General features: G+C 55.2%; 17 protein-coding genes and 1 tRNA gene. 12 read left to right on the top strand and 6 right to left on the bottom strand.

Annotated features, from left to right (window positions below; all coding sequences use genetic code 11):
• The first annotated feature begins 100 nt into the window (after nt 1-100).
• Nucleotides 101-176: transfer RNA gene (locus QLG09_RS21090), tRNA-Trp, on the top strand.
• Nucleotides 177-276: 100 nt separating this feature from the next.
• Here the strand turns inward: QLG09_RS21090 and hdfR are convergent.
• A complete protein-coding gene (gene hdfR, locus QLG09_RS21095; RefSeq protein ID WP_014172169.1) occupies nt 277-1,098 on the bottom strand; it encodes an HTH-type transcriptional regulator HdfR in 822 nt (273 codons plus the stop codon).
• A gap of 118 nt (nt 1,099-1,216) precedes the next feature.
• Here hdfR and QLG09_RS21100 point away from each other — a divergent pair, with 118 nt between their 5' ends.
• On the top strand, nt 1,217-1,555 hold the full coding sequence (locus tag QLG09_RS21100) for a DUF413 domain-containing protein (RefSeq protein ID WP_014172168.1): 339 nt from the start codon (nt 1,217-1,219) through the stop codon (nt 1,553-1,555).
• 27 nt (nt 1,556-1,582) lie between these two features.
• Here the strand turns inward: QLG09_RS21100 and QLG09_RS21105 are convergent, their stop codons facing one another.
• On the bottom strand, nt 1,583-3,103 hold the full coding sequence (locus QLG09_RS21105) for a YifB family Mg chelatase-like AAA ATPase (RefSeq protein ID WP_049023041.1): 1,521 nt from the start codon (nt 3,101-3,103) through the stop codon (nt 1,583-1,585).
• Nucleotides 3,104-3,442: 339 nt separating this feature from the next.
• Between QLG09_RS21105 and ilvL the strand changes: the two genes are divergently transcribed.
• From ilvL to ilvA, 7 genes are all read left to right on the top strand, one after another.
• Nucleotides 3,443-3,541, top strand: a complete 99-nt coding sequence (ilvL, locus tag QLG09_RS21110; RefSeq protein WP_001311244.1) for an ilv operon leader peptide — start codon at nt 3,443-3,445, stop codon at nt 3,539-3,541.
• Nucleotides 3,542-3,627: 86 nt separating this feature from the next.
• The gene (gene ilvX, locus QLG09_RS21115; RefSeq protein WP_102046757.1) at nt 3,628-3,678 is read left to right on the top strand and encodes a peptide IlvX; all 51 of its coding nucleotides are present in this window, start codon (nt 3,628-3,630) and stop codon (nt 3,676-3,678) included.
• 2 nt (nt 3,679-3,680) lie between these two features.
• A complete protein-coding gene (ilvG, locus tag QLG09_RS21120) occupies nt 3,681-5,327 on the top strand; it encodes an acetolactate synthase 2 catalytic subunit (RefSeq protein WP_014172167.1) in 1,647 nt (548 codons plus the stop codon).
• Nucleotides 5,324-5,587, top strand: a complete 264-nt coding sequence (ilvM, locus tag QLG09_RS21125) for an acetolactate synthase 2 small subunit (protein WP_014172166.1) — start codon at nt 5,324-5,326, stop codon at nt 5,585-5,587. Before ilvG ends, ilvM begins: the two co-directional genes overlap by 4 nt.
• A gap of 18 nt (nt 5,588-5,605) precedes the next feature.
• Entirely contained in the window at nt 5,606-6,535 is a 930-nt protein-coding gene (gene ilvE / locus QLG09_RS21130) for a branched-chain-amino-acid transaminase (RefSeq protein WP_282489370.1), read from the top strand.
• 60 nt (nt 6,536-6,595) lie between these two features.
• Nucleotides 6,596-8,446: a dihydroxy-acid dehydratase gene (gene ilvD, locus QLG09_RS21135; protein WP_014172164.1), complete on the top strand. Its 1,851-nt coding sequence runs from the start codon at nt 6,596-6,598 to the stop codon at nt 8,444-8,446.
• A gap of 2 nt (nt 8,447-8,448) precedes the next feature.
• Nucleotides 8,449-9,993, top strand: a complete 1,545-nt coding sequence (gene ilvA, locus QLG09_RS21140) for a threonine ammonia-lyase, biosynthetic (RefSeq protein WP_282489371.1) — start codon at nt 8,449-8,451, stop codon at nt 9,991-9,993.
• Here ilvA and ilvY read toward each other — a convergent pair.
• Complete coding sequence (gene ilvY, locus QLG09_RS21145) at nt 9,990-10,880, bottom strand: HTH-type transcriptional activator IlvY (RefSeq protein ID WP_020882896.1); 891 nt, start codon at nt 10,878-10,880, stop codon at nt 9,990-9,992. The two genes, ilvA and ilvY, sit on opposite strands and share 4 nt — an antisense overlap.
• Nucleotides 10,881-11,033: 153 nt before the next feature.
• Between ilvY and ilvC the strand changes: the two genes are divergently transcribed.
• Entirely contained in the window at nt 11,034-12,509 is a 1,476-nt protein-coding gene (ilvC, locus tag QLG09_RS21150; RefSeq protein ID WP_014172161.1) for a ketol-acid reductoisomerase, read from the top strand.
• A 68-nt stretch (nt 12,510-12,577) separates the two neighbouring features.
• Here ilvC and ppiC read toward each other — a convergent pair whose 3' ends face one another.
• Entirely contained in the window at nt 12,578-12,859 is a 282-nt protein-coding gene (gene ppiC, locus QLG09_RS21155) for a peptidylprolyl isomerase PpiC (protein ID WP_008501570.1), read from the bottom strand.
• Nucleotides 12,860-12,944: 85 nt separating this feature from the next.
• On the opposite strand from ppiC, the gene rep reads away from it, so the two are divergent.
• A complete protein-coding gene (gene rep, locus QLG09_RS21160) occupies nt 12,945-14,969 on the top strand; it encodes a DNA helicase Rep (RefSeq protein WP_014172160.1) in 2,025 nt (674 codons plus the stop codon).
• A gap of 48 nt (nt 14,970-15,017) precedes the next feature.
• Here rep and gppA read toward each other — a convergent pair whose 3' ends face one another.
• On the bottom strand, nt 15,018-16,502 hold the full coding sequence (gene gppA, locus QLG09_RS21165) for a guanosine-5'-triphosphate,3'-diphosphate diphosphatase (RefSeq protein WP_014172159.1): 1,485 nt from the start codon (nt 16,500-16,502) through the stop codon (nt 15,018-15,020).
• A gap of 6 nt (nt 16,503-16,508) precedes the next feature.
• Entirely contained in the window at nt 16,509-17,774 is a 1,266-nt protein-coding gene (rhlB, locus tag QLG09_RS21170) for an ATP-dependent RNA helicase RhlB (RefSeq protein WP_014172158.1), read from the bottom strand.
• A 144-nt stretch (nt 17,775-17,918) separates the two neighbouring features.
• On the opposite strand from rhlB, the gene trxA reads away from it, so the two are divergent.
• Nucleotides 17,919-18,248, top strand: a complete 330-nt coding sequence (gene trxA / locus QLG09_RS21175; RefSeq protein WP_004386384.1) for a thioredoxin TrxA — start codon at nt 17,919-17,921, stop codon at nt 18,246-18,248.
• The last annotated feature ends 118 nt before the right edge of the window (nt 18,249-18,366 follow it).

The following is an 18,366-nucleotide window of genomic DNA, read 5'->3' on the forward strand; positions in this document are numbered from 1 at the left end:
GCCTGTCACGCAGGGGGTCGCGGGTTCGAGTCCCGTCCGTTCCGCCACTTATTAAGACATTAAGCCTGCCTACCCGGCAGGCTTAATGGCAAAAGACTTTAGGGGCGTAGCTCAGTTGGTAGAGCACCGGTCTCCAAAACCGGGTGTCGCGAGTTCGAGTCTCTCCGCCCCTGCCATATATAATCCTTTGCTTCGGCAAAGGATTTTTTTTTTTGCCTGAAAGACGCCGAGTCCCCTCTTCAGACGTTGCAGCCAGCATTTCTGCTGGCGCATGCATCAATCCATAATATTAATTTTTAGAAGATCTTTTATCTGCGATTGCTTATCGCTGTTCTGGAGCCAGATGGCATACAGCGGTCTGGAAAGCGTGGTGGAGTCCACAACGGTATGCAACCCGGGTTTCGTGTCTGCCCAGCGAACAGGTAACCAGGTGCACCCCTTCAGTAAGGAGAGCTGCTGACAGGCGATCTCCGCAGAGCTGGTTGTTAACTGTGGCACATCATCCGGAGCAATCAATCCCGCCTCGTGTTGCTGGAAATCTGGCCCCCACTCCAGACGCAGATAGGTCAGGTCGGCTTTCATCATTGAAGGCTCGGAGGCATAAAGCGCAAGGCCAAACTGGCCAACAATCTGGCTGCTAAATTCGTCCATTTTGGGGGCTTCGGTCGTGATCAGAAGATCCAGCTGGCGCTCGTGCAGTTGCTTAACGAGCGACTGACGTTGCGCAATCCGCGCTTCAAATTGCAAATGGTTGTGGGAAGGGTAGAGCCGGGTAAGCCACTGACTGAGCATACATTCCCACAACGATGCGCTGGCCCCAATGGAGAACTCGTTATGCCTCGAGGTGTGCGCAACCTCTTTTCGTGCCGCCTGCCAGGTATTCATCAGTGTTTCTGCATACGGCAGCAGTTTTTCACCGGCTGGCGTGAGGCGTATGTTGTTGCGGTGGCGGGTAAAAAGGTTCACACCCAGTTGATTTTCCAGCTGTCGAATACGAAAACTGACCGCTGACTGCGTCAGGTAAAGGGCTTCCGCTGCTCGCCCAAAGTGGCGCGTTCTGCTCACTTCCAGGAAAGTTTTTAGCAATTCCGTATCCACATCTTTCTCCGCAAAATAATTTGTCGTTATGATTTAAATGTTTTGTTTTACACTCTGTCAAGCGTAACTAATACTCCGCGCCATAAATAGCTCGGCCAAAGAATTAGGAGCGTGTAGGATGGCGGAAAGCTTTACGACGACTAATCGTTTTTTCGACAATAAAAATTATCCACGCGGGTTCTCTCGTCACGGCGATTTCACCATCAAAGAGGCGCAGATGCTTGAGCGTCATGGTTATGCCTTTAACGAGCTGGATCTGGGTAAACGTGAGCCTGCAACTGAAGACGAAAAACAGTTTGTCGCAGTCTGCCGTGGCGAGCGTGAGCCACAGTCTGAAGCAGAACGTGTATGGATCAAGTATATGGCACGCATTAAGCGTCCAAAGCGTTTCCATACGCTGTCTGGCGGTAAGCCGCAGATGGAAGGTGCTGAAGACTACACTGAGTCTGACGACTAACAAGAAAAGGGGCTGTGGCCCCTTTTTTTATGCCAGTAACTTTTGCAGGTGCAGGAGCAAGCGATCGATCGCACGATAGCTTAACGCTTCCTGCAGATGCCGCCTCTCAATGTCAGGGCACTTTTCCACATCGGCGATGGTGCGGGCGACTTTTATAAGACGCTGCCATGCGCGAATGGAAAGCCCAAAGCGCGTCAACGTATCCTCCAGCCAGCATGAATCTTCAGTCTTAAGAGGACAAAACTGCCGAATCTCAGCGTTATCCAGACGGGCATTCAGCTTATGTTGACGCATATACTGCCGGGCCTGCGCGGCGATAACCCGCTCGCGAACCTCCACCGTACTCTCTCCTCTGGCGCTGCTCTGGCTGAGCAGGCCGGGAGGAGGCAAGGGGATTTCCAGCGACAAATCGAAACGATCCAGGAAAGGACCAGATAACTTCCCCAGGTAGCGCAGCGTCTGTTCAGGCGTGGAGCGATTGTGGTTTCCCTGATAATGGCCCGATGGGCTGGGGTTCATTGCCGCTACCAGCTGGAACCGCGCGGGATAGCTTATTTTGGCGCGTGCACGGGAGATATGGATCTCACCCGATTCGATGGGCTCCCTCAGCGCATCCAGAACGCGGCGTTCAAATTCAGGCAGTTCATCCAGAAACAGGATGCCGTTGTGCGCCAGAGAGATCTCTCCCGGCCCTGGTATGGTGCCACCGCCGACCATGGCCGCCAGTGAGGCACTGTGGTGCGGAGAGCGAAACGGGCGACGTCGCCACTGTTTTTGCAATGACACTGAACTCACCAGACTAAATATCGCCGCGCTTTCCAGCGCTTCATGGTTATTAAGTGGAGGCAGTAAACCATTCAACCTGCTCGCCAGCATCGTTTTTCCTGTACCCGGTGGGCCAATCAGCAACAGGTTATGTCCGCCGGCAGCGGTGATCTCCAGCGCCCGCTTACCCTGCTCCTGGCCGTAAATATCGCTCAGATCGTCCGGGCTTTCTGCCAGGGGATCGCCTGATTCTTCCGGCTCTGACAGCACATGTTGCCCCTCAAGATACGCGCACACTTCCTGTAAATGCCCGGCTAGCAGACATCCTCTCTCGGCTATCAGGCTCACTTCTGCACCATTTTCATTGGCAACAATGATTTGTCGACCTGCGCGAATGGCCTCCAGCGCACCCGAGATGGCACCAGGAACGCCCCTCAGCGCGCCTGTGAGCGCCAGTTCACCGATGAACTCATATGCGCCTAGTCTGCTGCTGTTAAGCTGCTCAGAGGCGGCGAGGAGCGCTATAGCGATAGGTAAATCATATCGCCCTCCCTCTTTAGGCAAGTCTGCAGGCGCAAGGTTGATGGTGATTTTCTTTGCCGGAAAGGTATAACCGCTATTAATAATCGCACTGCGCACCCGATCTCTGGCTTCCTTTACCGTGGTCTCCGGCAATCCAACCAGCGTCAGCCCGGGCAGCCCGTTGCTGAGATGAACTTCTACCGAAATAAGCGGTGCTTTTACTCCAATGGCCGCACGGGTATAAACAACTGACAGTGACATAAGCACCTCCTCAGGAGATGACTATGCCCGTGACCGATATGCATGTTTAGCCACATTTAGCGGATTTACGCATCCTCTTCCGAGGTTTTAACGTCAAGATGTAACCTTTTATTTTCTGCGGAACCCTGCTCGCAAAAAAATGTACTGGCGACATACCGCTCTGTCCGTGCTGAAAAAATGAAAAATATTCACTATCAAATTTCTTTATATAAAACAATATGTTCAGAAAATATGATTCGCAGGCTAACGAAACCAGCCATAAATAAATCTTGTGTTTGATTTAAAAACTGTGATACCTCTTTAGGTATTCCTTCGAACAAGATGCAAAAAGAACTGAAAATGACAGCCCTTCTACGAGTGATTAGCCTGGTCGTGATTAGCGTGGTGGTGATTATTATCCCACCGTGCGGGGCTGCACTTGGACGAGGAAAGGCTTAGAAATCAAGCCTTAACGAACTAAGACCCCCGCACCGAAAGGTCCGGGGGTTTTTTTATGACTAAAAAACTTACATGAGGAGCAGAGAATGACTAATAGCACAAAATTCTGTTTCTCCCGATTTATGACGGGGAACTAACTATGAATGGTGCACAGTGGGTAGTACATGCGTTGCGCGCACAGGGAGTCGACACTGTCTTCGGTTATCCGGGGGGCGCAATAATGCCGATTTACGATGCATTGTATGACGGCGGCGTGGAACACCTCTTGTGCCGACACGAGCAGGGCGCTGCGATGGCCGCCATTGGCTATGCACGTGCCACCGGTAAAACCGGTGTCTGCATGGCAACCTCAGGGCCGGGCGCCACAAACCTGATCACCGGCCTGGCGGATGCACTGCTTGATTCCGTTCCCGTTGTCGCCATCACCGGTCAGGTGGCCTCGCCCCTCATTGGTACTGATGCCTTCCAGGAAGTGGACGTGCTCGGCTTGTCACTGGCCTGCACCAAACACAGCTTCCTCGTTCAGTCTCTGGAAGAGCTGCCGCGTGTGATGGCAGAGGCGTTTGAGGTGGCAAACTCTGGTCGCCCTGGACCGGTTCTGGTTGATATCCCGAAAGATATCCAGGTTGCTCTGGGCGATCTGGAGCCGCACTTCTCCACCGTTGAAAGCGACGATGCATTCCCGCACGCCGCGGTGGAAGAGGCGCGGCAGATGATTGCCCACGCTAAACAACCGATGTTGTACGTAGGGGGTGGGGTTGGTATGGCACAGGCCGTTCCCGCCCTGCGCGAATTCATCGCGGTTACGCAAATGCCCGCCACCTGTACGTTGAAAGGTCTTGGCGCGGTAGATGCGGACTATCCGTACTATCTGGGCATGCTGGGGATGCACGGTACCAAAGCGGCGAACCTGGCCGTGCAGGCGTGTGACTTGCTGATCGCCGTAGGTGCCCGTTTTGATGATCGTGTCACCGGCAAGCTGAATACCTTCGCGCCGAATGCTAACGTGATCCACATGGATATCGACCCGGCGGAGATGAACAAACTGCGTCAGGCGCATGTGGCCCTGCAGGGCAATCTCAACGCGTTATTACCGGCTTTACAGCAGCCTCTGAAAATCGACGCATGGCGTCAGCACACCGCCGATATGCGCGTTGAACATACCTGGCGTTACGACCATCCTGGTGACGCCATCTATGCGCCACTGCTGTTAAAGCAATTGTCCGACCGTAAACCGGCAGACTGTGTGGTCACGACGGATGTAGGCCAACACCAGATGTGGTCAGCGCAGCACATGACTTACACGCGCCCGGAAAACTTCATTACCTCCAGCGGCTTAGGGACGATGGGCTTCGGTCTCCCTGCCGCGGTAGGGGCGCAGGTTGCCCGCCCGAACGATACGGTTATCTGTATCTCCGGTGACGGCTCTTTCATGATGAACGTTCAGGAGCTGGGCACCGTTAAGCGCAAGCAGTTACCGTTGAAAATCGTCTTGCTCGATAACCAGCGTTTAGGAATGGTTCGTCAGTGGCAACAGCTGTTTTTCCAGGAACGCTACAGTGAGACTACCCTGACGGATAACCCCGATTTCCTCATTCTGGCCAGCGCCTTTGGTATCCCTGGCCAGCACATCACCCGTAAAGACCAGGTTGAAGCGGCACTCGACACCATGCTGTCAAGCGAAGGGCCGTACCTGCTTCATGTCTCAATCGACGAGCTTGAGAATGTCTGGCCGTTGGTACCGCCAGGTGCCAGTAACTCACAAATGCTGGAGAAATTATCATGATGCAACATCAGGTCGCCGTGCAGGCTCGCTTCAATCCAGAGACATTAGAACGCGTTTTGCGTGTGGTGCGTCACCGTGGCTTTCAGATTTGCTCTATGAATATGGAGACGGCCACTGATGCTCAAAATATCAGTATCGAATTAACCGTTGCCAGCCCGCGGTCGGTCGACTTACTGTTTAGTCAGTTAACAAAACTGGTAGACGTTGCACATGTTGCCATCTGCCAGAGCACAACCACATCACAACAGATCCGTGCTTAAGCGCGACAGGAAGAGAAAATGACGACAAAAAAAGCTGATTACATTTGGTTCAATGGTGAGATGGTTCGCTGGGAGGACGCGAAAGTCCACGTTATGTCCCACGCGCTGCATTACGGTACCTCTGTCTTCGAAGGCATCCGTTGCTACGACTCACACAAAGGGCCAGTGGTGTTCCGTCATCGCGAACACATGCAGCGTCTGCATGACTCAGCCAAAATTTATCGTATCCCGGTTTCTCAGAGCGTGGATGAGCTGATGGAAGCCTGCCGCGACGTGATTCGTAAGAACAACCTCACCAGTGCCTATATTCGTCCGCTGGTGTTTGTAGGTGATGTGGGCATGGGCGTGAACCCGCCAGCCGGTTATACCACCGATGTGATCATTGCTGCGTTCCCGTGGGGTGCTTATCTGGGGGCTGAAGCCCTGGAGCAGGGGATCGACGCAATGGTTTCTTCCTGGAACCGCGTAGCACCAAACACGATCCCGACAGCGGCAAAAGCGGGCGGTAACTACCTCTCCTCACTACTGGTCGGTAGCGAAGCGCGCCGTCACGGTTATCAGGAAGGTATCGCGCTGGACGTGAATGGCTATATCTCTGAAGGTGCAGGTGAAAACCTGTTCGAAGTGAAAGACGGCATTCTGTTTACGCCGCCATTTACCTCTTCCGCCCTGCCGGGCATTACCCGTGACGCCATCATCAAGCTGGCAAAAGATTTGGGTATCGAAGTCCGTGAGCAGGTCCTGTCCCGCGAATCCCTGTACCTGGCCGATGAAGTGTTCATGTCCGGTACCGCGGCGGAAATTACGCCGGTTCGTAGCGTAGACGGTATTCAGGTTGGTGCTGGCCGCTGTGGTCCGGTCACCAAACGTATTCAGCAAGCCTTCTTTGGCCTCTTCACCGGTGAAACGGAAGATAAATACGGCTGGCTGGATCAGGTTAATCAATAAGCATAAATATGGGACGGCACGCACCGTCCCATTCAATAGTCAGACGGGAGTAAATAAAGCATGCCTAAGTATCGTTCCGCCACCACCACTCATGGCCGTAACATGGCAGGTGCCCGCGCACTGTGGCGCGCCACCGGGATGACCGACGCCGATTTCGGTAAGCCTATTATCGCCGTGGTGAACTCCTTCACCCAGTTTGTGCCGGGCCACGTGCACCTGCGCGATCTCGGCAAACTCGTTGCCGAGCAAATCGAAGCCTCCGGCGGTGTGGCGAAAGAGTTCAACACCATTGCGGTGGATGACGGTATCGCGATGGGTCACGGGGGTATGCTCTATTCACTGCCGTCGCGTGAGCTGATCGCCGACTCGGTGGAGTATATGGTGAACGCCCATTGCGCGGATGCCATGGTTTGTATCTCCAACTGCGACAAAATTACCCCGGGGATGCTGATGGCTTCCCTGCGTCTGAACATTCCGGTGATCTTCGTCTCCGGCGGTCCAATGGAAGCGGGTAAAACCAAGCTTTCCGATAAAATCATCAAGCTCGACCTGGTCGATGCGATGATTCAGGGCGCGGATCCAAAAGTTTCTGATGAACAAAGCGATCAGGTTGAACGTTCTGCGTGTCCAACCTGTGGCTCCTGCTCAGGTATGTTCACCGCGAACTCCATGAACTGTCTGACCGAAGCGCTGGGTCTGTCTCAGCCGGGCAACGGCTCGCTGCTGGCGACCCACGCCGACCGTAAACAGCTGTTCCTCAATGCCGGTAAACGCATCGTTGAGCTGACCAAACGCTACTACGAGCAAGATGATGAAAGCGCGCTGCCGCGTAATATCGCCAGCAAAGCCGCGTTTGAAAATGCCATGACGCTGGATATCGCCATGGGCGGTTCCACCAACACCGTTCTCCACCTGCTGGCCGCCGCGCAGGAAGCTGAAATCGACTTCACCATGAGCGATATCGACAAGCTGTCCCGCAAAGTACCGCAGCTCTGTAAAGTTGCGCCGAGTACCCAGAAATACCACATGGAAGATGTCCACCGTGCGGGTGGCGTACTGGGTATTCTCGGTGAGCTGGATCGCGCCGGGCTGCTGAACCGCAACGTCAAAAACGTGCTCGGCCTGACGCTGCCGGAGTCGCTGGACAAATACGACGTCATGCTCACGAAAGACGATGCGGTGAAAAAGATGTTCCGCGCCGGCCCGGCAGGTATTCGTACCACCCAGGCCTTCTCACAGGATTGCCGCTGGGACACGCTGGATGACGATCGTGCAGAAGGCTGTATTCGCTCACTGGAACATGCCTACAGCAAGGACGGCGGTCTGGCCGTGCTCTACGGTAACTTTGCAGAAAACGGCTGTATTGTAAAAACCGCAGGCGTGGATGACAGCATTCTCAAATTCACCGGCCCGGCAAAAGTGTACGAAAGCCAGGACGACGCGGTAGAGGCTATTCTCGGTGGCAAAGTGGTGGAAGGCGACGTGGTTGTCATTCGCTACGAAGGGCCGAAAGGCGGGCCGGGTATGCAGGAGATGCTCTATCCCACCACCTTCCTGAAATCCATGGGCCTCGGTAAAGCCTGTGCGCTGATCACCGACGGACGTTTCTCTGGCGGTACGTCTGGTCTCTCCATTGGCCACGTGTCACCGGAAGCGGCAAGCGGCGGCAACATCGCGATTATTGAAGATGGCGACCTGATCGAAATTGATATCCCGAATCGCGGTATTCAGTTGAAACTGAGCGACCAGGATATTGCGGCGCGTCGTGAAGCCCAGGAGGCTCGCGGCGACAAAGCCTGGACGCCAAAAGATCGCCAGCGCGACGTCTCCTTCGCCCTGCGTGCCTATGCGAGCCTTGCCACCAGTGCAGATAAAGGCGCGGTGCGCGACAAATCGAAACTTGGGGGCTAATGATGGCCGAGTCGCAACCGTTATCCGCCGCCCCTGAGGGGGCGGAATACCTCAGGGCGGTGCTACGTGCACCGGTCTATGAAGCCGTACAGGTCACGCCGCTGCAGAAGATGGAAAAACTCTCCTCGCGCCTCGACAACGTGATTCTGGTGAAACGCGAAGACCGCCAGCCGGTACACAGCTTCAAGCTGCGTGGCGCCTACGCAATGATGGCCGGGTTGACCGACGAGCAAAAAGCGCGGGGGGTGATTACCGCCTCTGCGGGCAACCACGCGCAGGGCGTCGCGTTCTCCTCAGCGCGCCTGGGGCTGAAAGCGCTGATTGTTATGCCGGTTGCTACTGCTGATATCAAAGTGGATGCCGTACGCGGTTTCGGCGGTGAAGTGTTGCTCCACGGCGCAAACTTTGACGAAGCCAAAGCCAAAGCGATAGAGCTGGCGCAGCAACGGGGGTTTACCTGGGTGCCGCCGTTCGATCATCCGATGGTCATTGCCGGACAGGGGACGCTGGCGCTTGAGCTGCTGCAGCAGGATGCGCATCTCGACCGCGTCTTCGTGCCGGTTGGCGGTGGCGGCCTCGCGGCGGGCGTAGCGGTGCTGATCAAACAGCTGATGCCGCAAATCAAAGTGATTGCCGTTGAGGCGGAAGACTCAGCCTGTCTGAAAGCGGCGCTGGATGCCGGTCATCCGGTGGACTTACCACGCGTCGGGCTGTTTGCTGAAGGCGTGGCGGTTAAACGCATTGGCGATGAAACCTTCCGTCTTTGCCAGGAGTATCTCGACGATATTATCACCGTCGACAGCGACGCCATCTGCGCCGCAATGAAAGATCTGTTCGAAGATGTGCGTGCGGTAGCGGAACCTTCCGGCGCGCTGGCGCTGGCGGGGATGAAGAAATATATCGCGCAGCACAACATCCGCGGCGAGCGTCTGGCACATGTCCTTTCTGGTGCCAACGTGAACTTCCACGGTCTGCGCTATGTTTCCGAACGCTGCGAGCTGGGTGAGCAACGCGAAGCGCTGCTGGCGGTTACCATTCCGGAAGAGAAGGGCAGCTTCCTGAAGTTTTGTCAGCTGCTGGGCGGCCGTTCAGTCACGGAGTTTAACTACCGTTTTGCCGACGCCCGAGATGCCTGCATTTTTGTCGGCGTACGGTTAAGCCGTGGTCTGGAAGAGCGTAAAGAGATCCTCCACCTGCTCCACGAAGGTGGCTACAGCGTCGTGGATCTCTCCGACGATGAGATGGCGAAACTGCACGTGCGTTACATGGTGGGCGGGCGTCCATCGAAGCCGCTGCAGGAACGTCTCTACAGCTTCGAGTTCCCGGAGTCACCGGGCGCGTTGCTCAAGTTCCTGCATACGCTGGGCACGCACTGGAACATCTCTCTGTTCCACTACCGCAGCCACGGTACCGATTATGGGCGCGTGCTGGCCGCCTTCGAACTGGGCGAGCACGAGCCTGATTTCGAAACGCGGCTGAACGAGCTGGGCTATGAGTGTCACGATGAAACCCATAACCCGGCGTTCAGGTTCTTCCTGGCGGGCTAGTGGTTAGGCAGTATCTGCCAGAAGGCATCAATAAGCGGCTCCTGCAGCCGCTTTTTTTGTGCGCACACGCCAAGCTCAAACGGCGTTTTTTCGTCGCTGCGCTCCAGAATCATCACGCGATTACGCACCGGTTCCGGGCTGTTCTCCAGGACCACTTCCGGCAGCAGTGCCACGCCGCAGCCCAGCGCCACCATTGACACCATCGCCTCATGCCCGCCAACCGTCGCGTAAATTGACGGGTTGCTGATCTTCTGGCGACGAAACCAGAGCTCAATACGACGGCGCACCGGCCCCTGATCGGCCATGATAAAAGGCACCGTGGACCAGTCTGGCTTTTCCACCGACACCTGATTACGCACCGGGCAGGGTAACGCGGGGGCAATCAACACGACCGCCAGGTTCTCCAGCATTGAGAACGCGACAGCGCCTGGCAGGGTTTCGGGTTTCCCGGCAATGGCGAGATCCGCCTCGCCTGTCACCACTTTTTCCATTGCGTCGGCGGCATCACCGGTGGTGAGTTTAATTTCCACCGACGGTTGTTCTGCGCGAAAGCGGTCAAGAATCGGCGGCAGATGGCTATAGGCCGCGGTCACGGAGCAGAAAATATGCAGCTCGCCGGACAGCGATGGCCCTTTCTGGTCAATGGTGTGTCGCAGCTGTTGATACTGCAGCAGCGTTTGTTGGGCAAAGACCCGTAACTCCTCACCGGCTTCCGTCAGGGTGACGGTGCGGTTGTCGCGTACAAACAGGGGCTGACCGAGGTCTTCCTCAAGGCGCTGGATCTGGCGCGAAAGCGTGGAGGGACTGACGTGCATCGCCCGGGCGCTGCGCCCAAAGTGACGGCTTTCCGCCAGATGCAGGAACATTTTCAGATCGCGTAAATCCACTGATTTCACTCCCCCTTTTTACATTGCAAATATTGCAACGTGACGTTGTGAATATATCAATTTCCGCAATAAATTTCCTGTCATATAGTAAGTTCATTCTCGCAAAAGCGAACCGAACAATAAGCACAACAACACAACATCACGGAGTCCATTATGGCTAACTACTTTAATACACTGAATTTGCGCCAGCAGCTGGCGCAGCTGGGCAAATGCCGCTTTATGGCGCGCGACGAATTTGCCGATGGCGCGAGCTACCTTCAGGGTAAAAAAGTGGTCATCGTCGGCTGCGGCGCCCAGGGTCTGAACCAGGGCCTGAACATGCGTGACTCCGGTCTGGATATCTCCTACGCCCTGCGTAAAGAAGCGATTGCTGAGAAGCGTGCGTCCTGGCGCAAAGCGACCGAAAACGGTTTTAAAGTTGGTACCTACGAAGAACTGATCCCTCAGGCAGACCTGGTGGTTAACCTGACGCCAGACAAACAGCACTCTGACGTTGTGCGTTCCGTGCAGCCGCTGATGAAAGACGGTGCGGCGTTGGGTTACTCCCACGGCTTTAACATCGTTGAAGTGGGCGAGCAGATCCGTAAAGACATCACCGTTGTGATGGTGGCACCGAAGTGCCCGGGTACAGAAGTACGTGAAGAGTACAAACGTGGCTTCGGCGTGCCAACGCTTATCGCCGTTCACCCGGAAAACGATCCGAAAGGTGAAGGTATGGCGATCGCCAAAGCATGGGCTGCAGCAACGGGTGGCCACCGTGCGGGCGTTCTGGAATCGTCTTTCGTCGCGGAAGTTAAATCTGACCTGATGGGTGAGCAAACCATCCTGTGCGGTATGCTGCAGGCGGGCTCTCTGCTGTGCTTCGACAAGCTGGTGGAAGAGGGTACAGACCCGGCATACGCAGAAAAACTGATTCAGTTCGGCTGGGAAACGATCACCGAAGCGCTGAAGCAGGGCGGTATCACGCTGATGATGGACCGTCTGTCCAACCCGGCGAAACTGCGTGCTTACGCGCTGTCTGAACAGCTGAAAACGATCATGGCACCGCTGTTCCAGAAACATATGGACGACATTATCTCCGGCGAGTTCTCTTCCGGCATGATGGCGGACTGGGCTAACGACGATAAGAAACTGCTGACCTGGCGTGAAGAGACCGGTAAAACCGCTTTTGAAACCGCCCCACAGTTTGAAGGTAAAATCGGCGAGCAGGAGTACTTCGATAAAGGCGTTCTGATGATTGCGATGGTGAAAGCTGGCGTTGAGCTGGCGTTCGAAACCATGGTGGATTCCGGCATCATCGAAGAGTCTGCCTACTATGAATCACTGCACGAGCTGCCGCTGATTGCGAACACCATCGCCCGTAAGCGTCTGTACGAAATGAACGTGGTTATCTCTGATACCGCCGAGTACGGTAACTACCTGTTCTCTTACGCTTGCGTACCGCTGCTGAAAGAGTTCATGACAACCCTGCAGCCGGGCGATCTGGGCAAAGCGATTGCGGAAGGTGCGGTGGATAACGCGCAGCTGCGTGATGTAAACGAAGCCATTCGCGGTCATGAAATCGAGAAAGTGGGCCAGAAACTGCGTGGCTACATGACCGATATGAAACGTATCGCGGTAGCAGGTTAATACCCGGGCGGGCTGATGCCCTGACCTGACTAAACGTACAAGGCCTTCTCTCAGAGAAGGCCTTGCTGTTATTTGCGGTACAGAACCTTAATAACATGGTAGCCAAACTGCGTATGCAGTGGGCCAGTGGGTTCCAGCACCGGGCAGGAAAAGACCACTTTATCGAACGCCGGAACCATTTGACCCTGACGGAATTCACCTAAATCACCGCCGCGTTTACCTGACGGACAAATAGAGTGTTTCTTCGCCAGCTTGCCGAAGTCGGCGCCGTTTTTGATCTGCTCGAGAAGATCCAGAGCCAGTTTTTCTTCTTTTACAAGGATATGCAGTGCTGCCGCGGTTTTTGCCATGATCGTGCCTTGAGTGGTATGGATTAGGCTCGCTATACTACCACGCTGTTATTCTCCCCTCCTGACTTTCATTGAGTGATCATTTATGCGTTTAAACCCCGGACAACAACAAGCCGTCGAATTTGTCACTGGACCCTGTCTGGTGCTGGCGGGCGCGGGATCCGGCAAAACGCGCGTCATCACCAATAAGATTGCCCACCTGATCCGCGGCTGCGGGTATCAGGCTCGCCACATCGCGGCGGTGACGTTTACTAACAAAGCAGCGCGCGAGATGAAAGAGCGTGTCGGCCAGACGCTGGGGCGTAAAGAGGCGCGCGGTCTGATGATTTCTACCTTCCATACGCTGGGGTTGGATATCATCAAACGTGAATACGCCGCGCTGGGGATGAAATCCAACTTCTCACTGTTTGACGATACCGACCAGGTGGCCCTGCTCAAGGAGCTCACCGAGGGGCTGATCGAAGATGATAAGGTTCTGCTGCAACAGCTGATCTCAACGATCTCCAACTGGAAAAACGATCTGATGACCCCGGCCCAGGCCGCGGCGATCGCCAAAGGCGAGCGGGATCGGATCTTCGCCCACTGCTACGGTCTGTATGATGCGCATATGAAAGCCTGTAACGTGCTGGATTTCGACGACCTGATCCTGCTTCCCACGCTACTGCTGCAGCGTAATGAAGAGGTGCGTGAGCGCTGGCAGAATAAAATCCGCTACCTGCTGGTGGATGAGTATCAGGACACCAATACCAGCCAGTATGAACTGGTGAAACTGCTGGTGGGACAGCGTGCGCGTTTCACGGTGGTCGGTGATGACGATCAGTCCATTTACTCCTGGCGCGGTGCGCGTCCGCAAAACCTGGTCCTGCTAAGCAAAGATTTCCCGGCGCTGCAGGTGATCAAACTGGAGCAGAACTACCGTTCCTCCGGGCGTATCCTTAAAGCCGCGAACATCCTGATCGCCAACAACCCGCACGTGTTCGAAAAACGCCTGTTCTCCGAACTGGGTTACGGTACAGAGCTAAAAGTGCTCAGCGCCAACAATGAAGAGCACGAAGCGGAGCGGGTCACAGGCGAACTCATCGCCCACCACTTCGTCAATAAAACCGAATACAAAGACTATGCGATCCTCTATCGCGGCAACCATCAGTCACGCGTCTTTGAAAAGATGCTGATGCAAAACCGCATCCCGTACAAAATTTCGGGCGGGACCTCCTTTTTCTCGCGGCCCGAAATCAAAGATCTTCTGGCCTACCTGCGTGTGCTCACTAACCCGGATGATGACAGCGCGTTTCTGCGTATCGTGAATACCCCGAAACGGGAAATTGGCCCGGCGACGCTACAAAAGCTTGGCGAGTGGGCGATGACGCGTAATAAGAGTCTGTTTACTGCCAGCTTCGATATGGGGCTGAGTCAGACACTCACCGGACGCGGCTACGATTCATTAACCCGCTTTACCCACTGGCTTGGTGAAGTGCAGCGGCTGGCAGAGCGCGAACCTATCGCCGCCGTGCGCGACCTTATCCACGGTATCGACTACGAGTCCTGGCTGTATGAAACCTCCGCCAGTCCGAAAGCGGCCGAGATGCGCATGAAAAACGTTAACCAGCTGTTCAGCTGGATGACTGAAATGCTGGAAGGCTCGGAGATTGATGAGCCGATGACCCTGACGCAGGTGGTTACCCGCTTTACCCTGCGCGATATGATGGAGCGCGGCGAGAGCGAAGAAGAGGCCGATCAGGTTCAACTGATGACGCTGCATGCATCAAAAGGTCTGGAATTCCCGTATGTCTATCTGGTTGGCATGGAAGAGGGGTTACTGCCGCACCAGAGCAGCATTGATGAAGATAACGTCGATGAGGAGCGCCGTCTGGCCTATGTTGGCATCACGCGCGCTCAGAAAGAGCTGACCTTCACGCTGTGCAAAGAACGTAGACAGTATGGCGAACTGGTGCGCCCGGAGCCGAGCCGTTTCCTGCTGGAGCTTCCACAGGACGACCTCATCTGGGAGCAGGAGCGTAAAGTGATTACGGCTGAAGAGCGGATGCATAAGGGGCAGGCGAACGTCGCTAACATCCGCGCCATGCTGGCGAAAGCCAAAGAGAAGGGGTAGGTTGTTACACGCCCGGCAAGCGTAGCGCTACCGGGCATGTCCGACTCATTATTTCACCTCAAGCACCCAGTGTACATAGCTCTGCCACTGACACTCCTGCTCAACCATCTCCGCCCCAAGCGGATGATTATCCAGCCAGTTTTCCGGCAACGTCAGCGAAAGTTTTTCGTCATCCGCCACCAGATTGAGTGCCGGCAGCAAATCATCGCGGCGGCGGCTGGCAAACAAAATAGCCAAACGCAGCAGGCGGCACATATGCTCGGCCACGCGCGGCGGTACGGCGTTTTGTTGATGCAAAGAGGAGAGGTCAACGGCGTTGGTCTGGTTCAGCAGCAGCGTTGCCAGCAACTTTTTCTGCGCAGGGGTATAGCCAGGTAAATCGAGGTTACGCACCAGATAAGCGGCATGAGCCGGGGCCTGTTTAAAATCAATGCTCAGCCCGATTTCATGCAGTGCACAGGCACTTAGCAGCAGATCGCGACTCAAAGGGTCCAGATCCCAGGCGTTAGCCACATGATCGGCGAAGCGTGACGCCAGCTGTGCCACGCGGCCTGCCTGATCGATATCAACCAGGAAACGACGCTGCACGTTTCGCAGGGTACGGCTGCGAATGTCCTGATCGACCGACAGGTGCAACATCCCGTAGACCAGACCTTCACGCAGCGCGCCACCCGCCAGCGTCATACATTTGATGTTCAGTTCGGTGAAGATGGCGATCAGGATCGCGAGCCCGCTCGGGAATACCAGCGCGCGTTCAAGCGTCAGGCCTTCAATTTCCAGCTCTTCCAGACGCCCGCACTGAATGGCCCGCTGTTTAAGCTGCTGAAGCTTGGCAAGCGTGATCCGCTCATCCATGCCCTGCGCCATCATAATTTCCTGCAATGCCTGCACGGTACCGGAGGCCCCCACGCAGACTTTCCAGCCGTGGTAGCGCAGTTCGTCCATCACCGGGCGTAACACCTCGCGTGCGGCAGTTTCCGCCTCGTCGAAGTTCTCCTGACCCAGATTGCGGTCAGTAAAGTAGCGCTCAAGCCAGGTTACGCAACCCATCGACAGGCTGAATAGCGACGTTGCCTGCGCACCGGTGCCGGTCACGAGTTCGGTACTGGCGCCCCCGATATCCACAACCAGACGACGATCGTCGCCTCCCGTGGTGTGCGCAACGCCCTGATAAATCAGGCGCGCTTCTTCTTCACCGCTGATAACCTGCACCGGACAACCGAGAATTTCCTGCGCTTTGGCAATAAAATCCACGGCGTTAACCGCCAGGCGGAGTGTTGCAGTGGCGACGACGGTGATTTGGGAATGCGGGATATCCTGCAGACGCTCTGCAAAGAGTCGCAGGCACTGCCAGCCACGTTCCATGGCTTCAGGAGAGAGGTGATTATCGCTGCTCAGGCCCGCCGCGAGGCGGACCTTGCGCTTAATGCGCGTCAGCGTTTGTATGCTTCCCGCCACCTCGCGCACAACCAGCATATGAAAACTATTCGAACCGAGATCAATTGCCGCATAAAGCGAGGTGGAGCTGAGCATAATTTTTTAACCTGAGCGACGACGATTACGCGGCGCGCCAGATCGACGCGGGCCATTGCCGGAGCGGGCGCGGGTAAGGCGCTTGGCCGGCGGCAGTTCGCTTAATAGCGCATCCGGGTTGTACTTACTCACCGGAATAGAATGGCCGATGTACGTCTCAATCGCCGGCAGGTTCAGCGCATACTCTTCACACGCGAGGCTGATAGAGTGGCCGCTTGCACCCGCACGACCGGTACGACCGATACGGTGTACATAGTCTTCGCAGTCATCCGGCAGGTCATAGTTAAAGACGTGCGTAACGGCTGGAATGTGCAGGCCGCGCGCTGCGACGTCGGTGGCGACCAGAATATCGAGATCGCCACGGGTGAATTCTTCAAGAATACGCAGGCGTTTTTTCTGCGCAACATCGCCCGTCAGCAGGCCAACACGGTGACCGTCTGCCGCCAGATGGCCCCAGATATCTTCACAGCGGTGCTTGGTGTTCGCGAAGATAATGGCGCGGTCTGGCCACTCTTCTTCGATCAGCGTTTGCAGCAGACGCATTTTCTCTTCATTGGAAGGATAGAAGAGTTCTTCTTTGATGCGGTGGCCGGTTTTCTGCTCGGGTTCCACTTCCACATATTCGGCGTTGTTCATCTGCTCGAATGCCAGTTCGCGTACGCGATACGACAGGGTCGCAGAGAACAGCATGTTGAGGCGCTGATTCGCGGGAGGCATGCGGCGGAACAGCCAGCGGATATCTTTAATGAAGCCCAGATCGTACATACGGTCAGCTTCATCCAGCACCACAACCTGGATGGCACCAAGGTTAATGTGGTTCTGTTTTGCGTAGTCGATAAGACGGCCGGTGGTACCGATCAGGATATCCACACCGCTTTCCAGCACTTTCAGCTGCTTATCGTAACCATCGCCGCCATAAGCCAGGCCGATTTTCAGGCCCGTAGCCTGCATCAGGGGTTCAGCGTCTGCGTGGATCTGTACCGCCAGTTCTCGCGTCGGGGCCATAATTAGCGCGCGCGGCTGGTTAACTTTGCGGTCTGCAATCGCTGGATGAGAAAGTAAATAATGAAACGTTGACGTTAAAAACGCCATCGTTTTGCCAGTACCGGTTTGCGCCTGCCCTGCTACGTCACGTCCCGCCAGCGTCAGCGGCAGGGCGAGAGCCTGAATGGGCGTGCAGTTATGAAACCCTTTATTTTCAAGGGCTTCGATCACTTTTGGGTGCAGGGCGAAGTCGGAAAACTTCTGTTCTGTTAAATGTGTTTTGCTCATAGTGTGGTAGAATATCAGCTTACTATTGCTTTACGAAAGCGTATCCGGTGAAATAAAGTCAACCTTTAGTTGGTTAATGCGACATCAACACGTCGTTGATGAGGGCGAAACCAACGCACCAGGCTTATTCCTGTGGAGTTATATATGAGCGATAAAATTATTCACCTGACTGACGACAGTTTTGACACGGACGTACTTAAGGCTGACGGGCTGACACTCGTCGATTTCTGGGCTGAATGGTGTGGTCCTTGCAAAATGATCGCCCCGATTCTGGATGAGATCGCTGACGAATATCAGGGCAAACTGACCGTTGCCAAGCTGAACATCGACCAGAACCCGGGCACCGCACCAAAATACGGTATCCGTGGCATTCCGACCCTGCTGCTGTTCAAAAACGGCGAAGTGGCAGCGACCAAAGTGGGCGCACTGTCCAAAGGTCAACTGAAAGAGTTCCTCGACGCTAACCTGGCGTAAGGTTTCTTTGCTGCGCGTCCAGAGCGCCTAAATTATGTGGAACTCTGGACGCCCGGCTGAAGTCGTGCTAAGTTAGCTATGACTTCGTTTTAAACATATCTTGTTGTTTGAATCTTGT

The organism is Enterobacter sp. V89_11 (assembly GCF_029967775.1).
GTDB classification, from domain to species: domain Bacteria; phylum Pseudomonadota; class Gammaproteobacteria; order Enterobacterales; family Enterobacteriaceae; genus Enterobacter; species Enterobacter ludwigii.